9 protein-coding genes are annotated in these 12,119 nt (G+C 63.1%); 2 read left to right on the top strand and 7 right to left on the bottom strand.

Features of this window, described 5'->3' with window-relative positions; all coding sequences use genetic code 11:
• Nucleotides 1-23 precede the first annotated feature (23 nt).
• From OW493_RS15810 to OW493_RS15835, 6 genes are all read right to left on the bottom strand, one after another.
• A complete protein-coding gene (locus OW493_RS15810; protein WP_289864867.1) occupies nucleotides 24-2,243 on the bottom strand; it encodes a polysaccharide biosynthesis tyrosine autokinase in 2,220 nt (739 codons plus the stop codon).
• A gap of 5 nt (nucleotides 2,244-2,248) precedes the next feature.
• On the bottom strand, nucleotides 2,249-3,382 hold the full coding sequence (locus tag OW493_RS15815) for a polysaccharide export protein (RefSeq protein ID WP_354670167.1): 1,134 nt from the start codon (nucleotides 3,380-3,382) through the stop codon (nucleotides 2,249-2,251).
• A 27-nt stretch (nucleotides 3,383-3,409) separates the two neighbouring features.
• Nucleotides 3,410-3,700, bottom strand: a complete 291-nt coding sequence (locus tag OW493_RS15820; protein ID WP_139345440.1) for a hypothetical protein — start codon at nucleotides 3,698-3,700, stop codon at nucleotides 3,410-3,412.
• A 1,054-nt stretch (nucleotides 3,701-4,754) separates the two neighbouring features.
• Nucleotides 4,755-5,864 carry a glycosyltransferase family 4 protein gene (locus tag OW493_RS15825; protein ID WP_077374081.1) on the bottom strand — a complete coding sequence of 370 codons (1,110 nt, stop codon included), beginning with the start codon at nucleotides 5,862-5,864 and terminating at the stop codon, nucleotides 4,755-4,757.
• A 113-nt stretch (nucleotides 5,865-5,977) separates the two neighbouring features.
• Nucleotides 5,978-7,159: a glycosyltransferase family 4 protein gene (locus OW493_RS15830; RefSeq protein ID WP_289864869.1), complete on the bottom strand. Its 1,182-nt coding sequence runs from the start codon at nucleotides 7,157-7,159 to the stop codon at nucleotides 5,978-5,980.
• Nucleotides 7,156-8,160, bottom strand: a complete 1,005-nt coding sequence (locus OW493_RS15835; RefSeq protein ID WP_077374088.1) for a glycosyltransferase family 2 protein — start codon at nucleotides 8,158-8,160, stop codon at nucleotides 7,156-7,158. The genes OW493_RS15830 and OW493_RS15835 overlap by 4 nt, the downstream gene beginning before the upstream one ends.
• A 500-nt stretch (nucleotides 8,161-8,660) precedes the next feature.
• Here OW493_RS15835 and OW493_RS15840 point away from each other — a divergent pair, with 500 nt between their 5' ends.
• Entirely contained in the window at nucleotides 8,661-9,422 is a 762-nt protein-coding gene (locus OW493_RS15840; RefSeq protein ID WP_167592983.1) for a sulfite exporter TauE/SafE family protein, read from the top strand.
• On the top strand, nucleotides 9,422-9,748 hold the full coding sequence (locus OW493_RS15845) for a hypothetical protein (RefSeq protein ID WP_289864870.1): 327 nt from the start codon (nucleotides 9,422-9,424) through the stop codon (nucleotides 9,746-9,748). The genes OW493_RS15840 and OW493_RS15845 overlap by 1 nt, the downstream gene beginning before the upstream one ends.
• 124 nt (nucleotides 9,749-9,872) lie before the next feature.
• Here OW493_RS15845 and glmS read toward each other — a convergent pair whose 3' ends face one another.
• Nucleotides 9,873-11,825, bottom strand: coding sequence for a glutamine--fructose-6-phosphate transaminase (isomerizing) (gene glmS, locus OW493_RS15850; protein WP_279856119.1), 1,953 nt, complete (start codon nucleotides 11,823-11,825; stop codon nucleotides 9,873-9,875).
• Nucleotides 11,826-12,119 lie beyond the last annotated feature (294 nt).

Genomic DNA, 12,119 nt, shown 5'->3' on the forward strand with positions numbered 1-12,119 from the left:
GAGAGCCGTGCCGCAACACGGCTTCAGGTATAGCTGTAGTTGTAATACCCGTAGTGCTGCTTATCCCCGGCCTGCTGCTCGATGGCATTCAAGATCGCGCCCTTGACGTGGATGCCGTTGTTCTCGAGCTTCTTGCGAGCATGTTCCAGCTCACGCACCTGGTTCATGCCGAAGCGCGCCACCATCAGGCTCGCACCGACATGGCGCCCGATGATCAGCGCCTCGGTGACGGCGAGTACCGGCGGGGTATCGATGATGATCAGGTCATAGCGCTCTCCCAGCTGCTCCAGCAACTGGGCAAAGTTTTCCTGCATCAGGAGCTCGGACGGATTCGGTGGCGCCACCCCACGGCCCAGGAAGTCCAGGTTGTCGATGCGCGTGTGATAGATGACCTCTTCCAGAGGATTTGCGCCGCTGAGGACATCCGAGAGGCCGCCCTGCTCGGAGGTGCGCTGGAAGGCGTGGTGAAGATGTCCGCGCCGCATGTCGGCATCGATCAGCAGCACGCGCTGGCCGGCCTCGGCGCTCACCGCGGCCAGGTTGAGGCTCACGAAGCTCTTGCCGATGCCCGGACTCGGGCCGGTGAACATCACCGACTTGCGCTGATTGTCCAGCAGCGCGAAGTGCAGGCTGGTGCGCAGGCTGCGCAGCGCCTCGATGCTGATGTCGGAAGGCTGCGAGGTCGCCAGCACGCCCTGATAGATCTCGCGCCCGGACTTCTCGCCCTTGAGGCGCACGCGACGCATCATGCCCTGCTGCAGCGGCGAGAGCGGGATGGTGGCGTAGACCGGCAGGTCCAGGGACTCGATCTGTTCGGCGCTGTCGATGCCCTTGCGCATGGAATGCCGCAGCAGGATGCCCAGCACGCCCAGCAGGAAACCGGCCATCGCGAAGACCACCATCATCAGCGAGGTTCTCGGCGAGATGGGGCCAGGCTGCAGGACGGCGGGATCCAGAATCCGCACGTTGCCGACCGTACCGGCCTTCTTGAGGCGCACTTCTTCGCGCTTGTTGAGCAGCGCGACGTAGATTTCCTGGCTGACATTGACGTTGCGGTTCAGATTGAGCGCTTCGCGCTGTGCCGCCGGCAGCTGTTCCGCCTGCTTCTGGACCCGCGCCTTTTCCTGATTGAGGGAGTCACGACGCGCCACCAGTGCCCGATAGGCCGGGTGCTCATGGGTGTAGGCACGCGACAGCTCCGCCAGTCGCAGCTTGATCTCGGTCAGCTGGTTGTCCAGCCCCACCAGGTTCTCCATCACCTGCTGGCTCTCGGCGGTCAGGTCCACGGAATCGCGGCGGCGGCGATAGTCGTTGAGGGCGGATTCCGCCTCATCGAGCTGGCCGCGCAGCGTCGGGATCTGGTCACCCAAAAAGCCCAGCTGATTGTCGGCCTCGGCGGATTCGCGCTCGATGTTCTGCTGCAGGAAGACGTCGGTGATGGTGTCCAGGGTGCTGACGATGGCCTGCTGGTCGCTGCCGGACAGACTCAGGGTCACCACGCCGGTATCGCTGCCGTTGCGCTCGGCGGTGAAACGCGACTTGATGGAGTTGATGGCACTGAGGTCCGAGATGCTGGTCAGCGCGAAGCGCGCCCCGGGGCTGGCCTCCATGCGCTGGACGAAGACCTTGATGTCACCGGACAGTGCATTCTCGCCCACCGTGCCATGCATCAGCAGGTTGCCCTCGGCGTCCAGCAGGCGATAGTGCTGCTCATCGACCACTTCCAGGGTCAGCGTCTGTCCCTGCCACTGGCCGCCAAGCTCCAGCGTGGTGACCTTCAGGACGTCATCCCCCCAGGCATATTCATTGCCGCCGAGACTCTCCGGCAGACGCATTCCGCGATGGGACAGCCAGTCGCCGATGACGGGGTAGCGCACCGGTGTGACGACGATGTTGAGACGCTCACGCGCCACGGCCTGCCCGAGCACCAGCCGCGAGGCCAGGATCTCCAGCTCGTCACTGGTACTGCCCTCCTCGGGGCCTCCGGACTGACCCGTCAGCGTGCCCAGCAGGCTGGCGCTGCCGCCCTTGTCCTCGATCTGGATCAGCGAGTCAGCCAGATAGATGCGCTGCTGGCTGCCGACCACATAGATGCCGATCAGCGTCAACAGCACGGTGCTGGCGATCAACCACCAGCGACGATGCCAGAGCAGTGCCAGCAGAGTGCTGAAGTCCAGGCGAAGCGTCGCGTCCCGGCCAGCGTCACCGGAAGATGGCGGCATGGGAGAAGTGAACTGATTCATGGACCTCAATCTCCCTCGATGTCGTCGATGACCGAGACGAAGGCCCCGGTACTGGTGACCGACGGCAGCAACTGACTCAGCACGCGGTTCCAACGGCTGACCGGCGCCGCGGTGACATAGACCACATCCCTGGGCTGCAGCGGGAAGCGTGCCCCCAGCATCAGCGAGGTGGCATCGGAGATATCGAGCACATAGACGGTGGCGAGCTTGTCAGCGTCCGGGCCGTTCTCCCGGACCACGAAGACACCGGAGGGGTCGGCACGGTCCTCATCCACGCCACCGGCGCGTGACAGGGCATCGGTCAGACTCAGACGCTCGTTGCCCACCGGCATGTTGCCGGGCTTGAGGACCTGCCCCAGCACGAAGACGTTCTGGTCGGTCGCCACCGGGATATTGATGACGTCGCCATCGTGCAGCAGGCGGTTCTCACGCATGTTGCCCTGCTGCAGCAGCTGATAGAGGCTCAGGTGCTCCTGGTGGCCGTCGCGGGTCAGGGTGATGTCGTGGGTATTGGCGAGTTCGGTGACGCCACCACTGGCACTGATGGCATCGATCAGGGTCAGGGGCACATCGGTGACCGGCACGAAGCCCGGCTCACGGACCGCGCCGCTCAGATAGACGCGCTGCGAGCGGAACTGGGCGACGGAGACGTTGACCTGCGGGTCGGTGATGAAGCGTGACAGGCCACGCACCAGCGAGGCGCGCACCTCATCCACGGTCATGTCCTTGACGTTGATGCGCCCGACGTAGGGGTAATACAGCGTGCCATCCGGCTGCACGATGTAGGTCAGCGCTTCCACCGTCTGGCGCTGAACGCCCGTCTCCTGGGCCAGATCCAGCGGCGTGCTCAGGTTGATGGCCAGGATGTCACCGCCACCCACGCGGTAGACGTAGCGCTTGATGTCATCCACCAGCGCGTCATCGGCCGGGGCTGTCTGAGCCGGGAGTGCGCGATAGCTGCTGATCAAGGCCGGCGTGATCGGGCTGACCGTGACATGGTCCGACAGCGGCGCCGTCTCGACCTCATAGTCCATATGGCCGCCAGGGGCGAAGGCACAGCCTCCCAAGGCGGCCAGCATTATCGCCAGGGAAACTCCCCGCAGCATCGATCTGGTCGATCTCTTCATAACCTCTGTCATCCCCTGTAAGCCCTGCGCTTTGCTCGATCACATCCTGATCGGCGCATTCATCGTGTATCCGGACACGCTACCGCCCCGAGGAATCGGCTTTCTCCCCTGCAGCACGTGGAAATTCTGTGACGTTCCCTTGCGAGACAGGCGCGAATCATTCCCTGCCTCCGCCAGCGCGCCGTTGAACGAACGGTGACCTGTCAGGATCGACCCAATCCCGACATGTACCGGATCATGAAAATCATCCAACGGCATCAGACCATCCTGATCCATGACACGGCCTGAAGAATCAGCACAACTCATCATGACGACATGAAAGATAATCACGGCATCTTCATCGATGACTCATGACTCTCATACTCGACATCATCAGTATCGTCATTGAAGGATGACTGATAGCGTGATCAGCCATTACAGGAGGGCATCAGAACGAAAATGAGGACTCATTTTCGCCGGTATTTCAGAGATCTCTCGACACTTTCCCGAGTATCAACAACGCATCACGAGAAGGCCTGGGTGAATCGTGAAACGTCAATCTCCGCATTGCATCACCGGATGAGCAAGGGCGAACCCTCTGCATCCGGCATCAGGAGAAGATGACATTCACGTATTCTGGAGTAGTGAGACACAATGAAATACAGCAACTTGCGACCAGTTCGTACCTGCCTGACTTCCTGTCGGCCTTTCCATTCTCTTCTCCCATGCCACGAACTGGCGCCATCGAGACTGACAGCAGCGATCAGAACGTCACAGGGATTTCGTGATGGATTCGGCACTTGACCATCATCAAATCACCCTCTCATCTACGATGAATCGTGAATAATCACGTCTTAATCGGCGTGACATCATCGATATTTCATGAGGTGGCGATCTGCTTGATTTTCAATGTCTGATTACGGACTTGATAATAAATTAATCGACCACAACAGCAAGGCGTAAACTCTCTTTCACGACGATTGTATTGCCGCACTTCACTTTAGACTGCTTTCTCTCATCTCAAGTATTAGTAGAGCGATGACATGAATGAATCGCCAACCGCTGAGAGCCACTCATCCTGATGCCACACCTGACTGACATCCGCATGAACCTCATGACCCAGCGCTCCCCATCATCTGGCATGAGACGTCTCATTCAGGTGGCCGCATAGCGCCATTCCCCTTTTCCAGGACAAGAAAAAGGGCAACCGATCATCGCATCGATTGCCCACTCTTCTGACTGCCATTTCCAGCGCCAGACCCCGCATCTCAAGCCCGCATCTCAAGCCCGCTTTTCAAGCGCACTTTTCAGGCGCACCTTTCAGGTCCGCACCGCAGGCCCATTCTTCAGACCCGCAGGGCCCCATGCGCACTCTTCTCCCATTCGCCACCCTCGCCCTGCGCGTTCAGACCGAGACTTCGGGTGCCGCATCCAGCTCGCCTTGCAGCCGGCTGGTGTAGAGCTCCAGATGCCCGGCCAGCGCCGTGTTGATGTGGTAGCTGCCGCCGTGGCGTCGCGCGTTGCGCGCACAGCTGCGTCGCAGCTCCTCGTCAGCCACCAGGCGGGTGAGAGCATCGGCATAGCGCGCCGGCGTCTGCTCATCCACCACCAGCCCGTTGCCGACCCGATGCACGACTTCTGCGCAGCCACCGACGTTGGTGACCAGCACCGGCAGCCCGCTCAGCGTGGCTTCCAGCAGCGAGATCGGCAGTCCTTCCCAGGCAGACGACATCAGGAAGATGTCCGATGAGGCCAGAAGCCCCGCCACATCCGAGATGTTGCCCAGCAAGGTGACCTGATCCTCGAGCCCGGCGTCACGGATCTGCGTGACCAACTCGGCCTTGAGCGGCCCCTCCCCGGCGATGCTGAGCGTGACATTCAACCCCTGTGCCTTGAGGCGGCGGCAGCTCTCGAGCATCAAGGGATACTGCTTGGCTTCGGTGAGACGTCCGATGGCTGCCAGCTTCACCGGGGTATCCAGCGCCGTCATCTGCCAGCCACTGTGCTTGAGGCGTGCCCCCGAGACGGCATTGTCGATCTGGACCACCGGCCGCCTGACCAGCGGCGCAAGCTTGCGCGTGCAGGCGTGACAGATGCCGACATAGGCGCTGACGCGACGATCGAACAGTCGAAACAGCCAGTTGGGCGCCCCCAGCTCGATACTGTGCACGGTCATGATCACCGCAAGCTTGCGTGGCAGCAGGAAGGCGAACATCAGCGCGTAGTAGAGATGGCAATGCACCACATCCGGGGCGAATCGATTCACTTCCGCGCGCAGCCGCGTGCCGCCCCGCCAGGGACGGCGACGCGTGTCGGCGCCCAGAAACGAATGACTGATGCCCGCCTGACTCAGCTGGGCCAGGAAGTGCCTTTCATAGTCCAGATCTCGCCCGCACTGCTCAGCGGTTTCCAGAAAGGTGACATGAACGCTGTGCCCCGCCGCGACCATGGCAAGACTCAGGTCCTTGACGTAGACCTCGGCACCTCCTGATGCGGGGGTCGAGATGACATGCATGATTCTCACGGCGATAGCCTCCTGCTGTCGTACCTGAAGATTCGTATCCGATAGCGCGAACGCGAGCCCCGAAAGGGGGGCTCGCAAGTCACATGTCTGGTGCCTGACTCAGGTCAGATGACACGCAGCAGTGCCGGGGCTTCCAGTCCCTCCAGCACGGCCTGCCAACTGACCTCGACGGTACGGCGCGAAAACCGCTCCAGGCCGTAATCGACATTGGCACGCAGGCGCGCAAGCACTTCATCATCACCGAGCACGGCGCCCAACTGCTGACTGAACGCTGCCACATTGCCCTGCTCGACCAGATAGCCATTGATGCCATGCTTGAGGATCTCGCGGGGCCCGGCCGGGCAGGCGAAGCTGATGCAGGGCACGCCACAGCTGAGCGCCTCGACCAGTACCAGCCCGAAGCCTTCGAAGCGTGATGACAGCACGAACAGGTCTGCCGCGGCGTATTCGCGCCGGATGTCGCTGCACTGGCCGGGCATCTGAAGCTGGCGCGTGATGCCAAGCCGCTCCGCCTGCGCCTCCAGCGCCTCGCGTGCATCGCCCTCGCCGACGATGCGCAGCACCCAGCCATCACGCGATTCGGCGGGAATCGCCGCCCATGCCTCCAGCAGCAGATCAAAGCCCTTCTGGTGCGTCAGGCGCCCCACCGCCACCGCCACCTTCGGCGCGACGGTCTCAGAAGGCGCCACTGCGGGCGGCGCGGCGGCGGCGTCCTGCAGCCGCGCCTGACGCTGGAGGATCTCGTGCTCCAGCGGATTGAGGTTGGGCACGACGCTCAGACGCTCGCTGGACTGGGGGAGCAACTGCTCCCAGTATTCGCGGTCCTCATGGGAGAGCACCACGATACGATCGGCCCGCCTGGCCGCGAGACGCCGCGCGGCATTGCGCCGTGGCACGCCGAGATCCGAGGTGGCATTGAAGTGTTCCCAGCAGAGATAGCGCGTGCGCCGCAGCAGATAGCTGGGCAGCAAGAATGGCAGGAAACCGATGCTCTCGACCACGATCACCACGTCCGGTCGCTTGCGCAGCACCATCCAGAAAAGCCGCAGGAACAGCAGCACGCCGCGCAACGCTCCCAGATGCTGACGTTTTGGATACAGCGATTCATGCACGATATCCTCGTGCAGGGGATAGGGGCTGTCGGCAGGGCCATGCTCGCTGACCACCTCCACCTGATAGTCACCGCTGGCCGCCAGCATGTTGGCGGTATCGGCGCAGGCACGCTCGGTGCCGCCGGTGCGCGACTGGGCGCCGGTGTAGAACAGGATATGCTTGCGAGTGCTCATGACGCGTATTGGCTCCGCCGAATCAATTGCCGGGACAGGGAAGGACTGAACGCATAGCTCATCAGCAACGCCTTTTCCTTCAACGACAGCTGACGCAATGCCGCCCAGGATGACTGGCGCAGCTGAGACATCACCACCTGCCTCACCTGGTCATCGTCGTGGGTCTTGTTGATGGCCTGGCGCATGATGAAGCTCACACCGACGAAGCGCAGGGCGCGAATCTCCAGCAGTGCCAGGCCGTGGGCGGCCGCGAACTGCTCGCGGTAGCGGGAATCGAACACCTGCCAGCTGCGGTGAAATCGGGCCAGCTCGCGATTGCCGAAGGGCTTGCGAGTCAGAGAACCGTCGCTGCGCTTGTCGAAGCGATACAGCACCTGGGGCAGATAGAGCACGCGTGCCGCCCGACCGAACAGCTCGAGGTTGTAGAGACCATCCTGGGAAACAGGAAGGTCAGGAAAGCTCAGGGCGCAGGCGAGATCGGCACGGATCGCCTTGCCCCAGGGAGCGGAGACGATGCGGTCGTGCATGAAATCGGTGAAGGCCTGCATCTGGGTGCGCTCAAGGGGCTGGCTGCACAGTGGCGTGCTCTCCCGCTCTCCCTGTGGCCCCTGCAGGCAATAACGGAACACCACCACCTGCGGGCAATCGAAGGCCACGATCTGCGCCTTGAGCGTATCCAGGGCGCCGGCCACGAAGGTGTCATCCGCATCGCAGAACAGCACATAGCGGCCACGTGCCAGACTCAGGCCATGGTTGCGGGTCGGCCCGGGCCCGAGATTCTCGGCATTGCGGCGCAGTACCAATGAGGTCGGTGGCCGGGCGGCGTGACTGCGCTCCACCCGCAGAAAGGAATCATCCGAAGAGGCATCATCGATGATGATGTGTTCGTAAGCGGTGTCGTTGGCCGCGAGACTGGCGATGCAGCGCTCGAGCCCGTCACCCGAATTGTGATTCGGCGTCACGATGGTGAAGAAAGGAGATTGTGCTGCGTTGCGTTCCATGCCCGGATATCCATGTGGCGGTGCTTGTCCATCAGGGGCTCACGCTCAGGCCGTGTTCATCACTGCCAGGCATCAAGCAAGGAGGCCCATGAATCTGTCGGCTGGCTTGCCCTGCCAAAGCCCGGCCCAAGCCACCAGCGACATCATGTGGCCGCAAATGGCGACACTTCATGCCCCTTTGTTCACCACAGACTAATAAGCTGCTGATATTCAAACAAGGCGACATGTCGCCAAAAACCGAATTCATGAGGGTTCATGTCGCAAACTCCTTGCATCTCATGCGTAAGCTAAGCAATTCAAGACCACTAAATTACCTATGCAAGTTTGAGCAGGATGGGCCGAGCTGCTGACACGCTTCATCCGCGAAAGCTCACATGACTCACCCTCGCCGGCTGGCAGCCACGAGACTGTCGCCCTTTTGCGGCTGGCCCGCGCTATCATGGCAGCGCAATGCCTCCACCCTCCCCTCGCGCCGAACGGGGCCACCCAACGGAGTCACCATGACCCTCTGGCAACTCGCTGCCATCCTGTTGAGCCTGGCACTGGCCAGCTACATCCAGACCCTCACCGGCTTTGCCTTCGGGCTCATCGTCATGGGCCTGCTGGCCACTCTCGATGTCCTGCCCATCGAGAGCGCCGCCCTGCTCTGCGCCCTCTTGAGCCTGTTCAACAACTGCATGGCACTGCGGGGTCACTGGCGGGAAATCGACCTGCGCCTCGCGCGGCGACTGCTGGTCACCAGCCTGCCGCTGCTGCCGGTCGGCTATTACCTGGCCACCTGGCTGGGAGAGGAGCGCGCGCCCCTGCTCGGCATGCTGCTGGGATGCGTGATCCTGATCGCCTGCCTGGCGCTGCTGATGCAACCCAAGCCGCGTGAGACGCTGTCTCCCCGTTGGCACTTCCATGCCGCCGGCGGGCTCTCGGGCCTGATGGGCGGGCTGTTCGCCGCCAACGGGCCGCCGCTGGTGGTAATGCTCTACCGCCAGCCGATGACGCTGGTGGCGATCCGCTGCACCCTGTTCGCTGTCTTTCTGGTCGGGGGCGCCATGCGCATGGGGCTCTCGATCATCTCTCCCGGACGCGCCGGCGAGCACCTGAGTGAACTGCTGATGATCGGTGCCGCAGGCGTGTTCGTGGTCATCGCCTTCACGGAGCTCGCACGCCGCTTCCCACCCCCGCTCAGTGACCATCACCTCCGCCAGGTGGCCTACGCCATCCTGCTGGTCTCCAGTGGCAATCTGATCCTCAAGGGGTTGATCTGATGCGCGATATTCCACCGTCACAGGTCGAGGAAGCGCCGGGAGAGGAAGGCTTCATCGAACTGGCGCCAGGCACACTGGAGGCCATCAAGGCCGCGGGCAGGAAACTCGACGATGACGTCAAGGCGGGGCGTGTCAGCTCAGGCAGTTCACGCTGGATCACGGGGCCGGGGGGAGATCGTTTCTGCATTCGTCATCAGGGCCCCACCCCCGAGCCCCCGGACACCTGCGAGACGAATACCTGCGAGACGGACATCTGCGAGACGGACACCACAGCCGGGCGGCGCAGCTGGTGGCGCCGTCTGTCGTCATGGGGCCTGCCGGACTGAGCTGCATCAAGCAGGCAGCGTCAGGCAACCGCCGGCGGCATGATGCGCGCACACGAAAAAAGGGACTGCCCATGGGCAGTCCCTTTCGTCTTCATGCGAGACACGACTCAGTGCCCGCGCGGGATCACTCTACCGTGACACTCTTGGCGAGATTGCGCGGCTGATCGACATCGGTGCCCTTGAGCACGGCGACGTGATAGGACAGCAGCTGCAGCGGGACTGCATAGACGATCGGCGCGAGGAAGCGACACACCCCCGGCACGGTGACGACGTGCACGCCCTCACCGGCCTTGAGGCTGACTTCCGGGTCGGCGAACACGAACAGCTGGCCGCCACGCGCGCGGACTTCCTGAAGGTTGGACTTCAGCTTCTCCATCAGGTCATCCATCGGCGCGACCGCCACCACTGGCATGTCCTCATCGATCAAGGCCAGCGGGCCGTGCTTGAGCTCACCCGCCGCATAGGCTTCGGCGTGGATATAGGAGATTTCCTTGAGCTTGAGCGCACCCTCCATCGCGATCGGGTACTGGCTGCCGCGCCCGAGGAACAGGGTGTGATGGCGATGCATGAACTTCTCGGCCAACTGGGCGATTTCCCCGTTCAGCCCCAGCGATTGCTCGATGACATGCGGCAGGTCCTTGAGACGCATCAGCAGCTGACGCGAGAGCAGGTCATCTTCCTCGTCCTGCGGCTGTCGACGGCTCTGGCGCAGGGCCAGCGTGGTCAGCATCAGCGCCACCAGCTGGGTGGTAAAGGCCTTGGTGGAAGCCACCCCGATCTCCGGCCCGGCATGGGTCAGCAGTGACAGATCCGACTCACGAACCAGCGAGCTTCCCGCCACGTTGCAGATGGCCAGACTCGCCAGGTAATGCCCTGCCTGCGGCCCCTCGCGGTTGAGCTTCTGGATATCCCGCAGGGCCGCCAACGTGTCGGCGGTCTCGCCGGACTGCGACAGGGTGATGAACAGCGTGCCCGGAGCCGCGACACGCTCGCGGTAACGAAACTCCGAGGCCACCTCGACCTGCGCCGGAATGCCGGCGACCTCTTCCAGCCAGTAACGCGCCACCATGCCGGCGTGATAGCTGGTCCCGCAGGCGATGATCTGCACCTGACGCACATCGGCCAGCAGCTGCGTCAGTCGCTCGACATCGACGACTTCCCTGCCCTTCTCGGCGCCGTCATCCGCGGCCAGGAAGGAATGGCGCGAGACCTCGAAGGCCTCCAGGCGCACGCCCTGCGGGTCGAGACGCTCGGCCAGGGTACGCGACAGCACGGTGGGCTGCTCCATGATCTCCTTCATCATGAAGTGGCGATACTCACCCTTGCCCGCCGCTTCGACGCTGTGCTCATAGCGCACCACTTCGCGGGTCACCGGCGTGAGCTCATCCTGCTCGGCGCCGCGTTCCAGCACCTGGATGCCACTCGGGCTGATGGCCACCATGTCGCCCTCATCCAGATAGATGAAGCGGTCGGTGACCGGCAGCAGTGCCAGCGGGTCAGAAGCGATGAAGTGCTCCTCGATTCCCACACCCACGACCAGCGGGCTGCCCTGACGGGCGCCGACCAGCAGCTCGGGATTCTGCTGTTCCATCACCGCCAGCGCGAAGGCGCCATCCAGACGCGCGGTGACCACATTGACCGCCTCCGGCAGCGCACGGCCAGCGCGCAGTTCGCGGTCGACCAGATGCGCGACCACCTCGGTGTCCGTCTCGGAAGTGAAGTCATAGCCCTCCTGCTCCAGCTCACGGCGCAGCGCCTCGTGGTTCTCAATGATGCCGTTGTGCACCACGGCCACGCGCTCGCTCGAGAGGTGCGGGTGCGCGTTGTGCTGGGCCGGACGCCCGTGGGTGGCCCAGCGGGTATGGGCGACGCCGATGGCACCGGACAGCGGCGCTTCACGCAGCTCGTCCTCCAGCGCGCGGACCTTGCCGACGGCACGCGCACGGCGCAGTTCACCGGCGGGGTCGATCACGGCCACGCCAGCGGAGTCGTAACCCCGGTATTCGAGGCGATGCAGCCCCTCGATGAGAATCTTGCTGATGTCACGCTGAGCCAGGCCGGCAACGATGCCACACATGGAAAGCTCCTTGTCTGCTGCCGCCCCGTGCCAGGCACGGAGCGGTTCGAACGAGTGGGGGGGCAAGGCGGTGTCCTTGCAGAGGTCACGGACGCGACCGCCTTGCCGAGAGGCTGAGTCAGAGAACTGAGCCAGAGGGCTGAGTCAAAGACTGAGTCGGGATGCCGCGACGACGGCTTGCCACATCACGTGTCGCAGGCCGCCGCCTGGGTCAGTCGCGCGTCAGCGCCAGGGTGTCGCCACGGCCGACCGCGTAATACATCAGGCCGGCAGACTTCATGGCGGATGGTTCGA

This window comes from Cobetia sp. 14N.309.X.WAT.E.A4 (assembly GCF_030397495.1).
Classification (GTDB): domain Bacteria; phylum Pseudomonadota; class Gammaproteobacteria; order Pseudomonadales; family Halomonadaceae; genus Cobetia; species Cobetia marina.

Coding starts and splice junctions, on each gene's coding strand:
- OW493_RS15810 (WP_289864867.1), bottom strand. CDS start 2,243: ATGAATCAGTTCACTTCTCCCATGCCGCCATCTTCCGGTGACGCTGGC.
- OW493_RS15815 (WP_354670167.1), bottom strand. CDS start 3,382: ATGACAGAGGTTATGAAGAGATCGACCAGATCGATGCTGCGGGGAGTT.
- OW493_RS15825 (WP_077374081.1), bottom strand. CDS start 5,864: ATGCATGTCATCTCGACCCCCGCATCAGGAGGTGCCGAGGTCTACGTC.
- OW493_RS15830 (WP_289864869.1), bottom strand. CDS start 7,159: ATGAGCACTCGCAAGCATATCCTGTTCTACACCGGCGCCCAGTCGCGC.
- OW493_RS15835 (WP_077374088.1), bottom strand. CDS start 8,160: ATGGAACGCAACGCAGCACAATCTCCTTTCTTCACCATCGTGACGCCG.
- OW493_RS15840 (WP_167592983.1), top strand. CDS start 8,661: ATGACCCTCTGGCAACTCGCTGCCATCCTGTTGAGCCTGGCACTGGCC.
- OW493_RS15845 (WP_289864870.1), top strand. CDS start 9,422: ATGCGCGATATTCCACCGTCACAGGTCGAGGAAGCGCCGGGAGAGGAA.
- glmS (WP_279856119.1), bottom strand. CDS start 11,825: ATGTGTGGCATCGTTGCCGGCCTGGCTCAGCGTGACATCAGCAAGATT.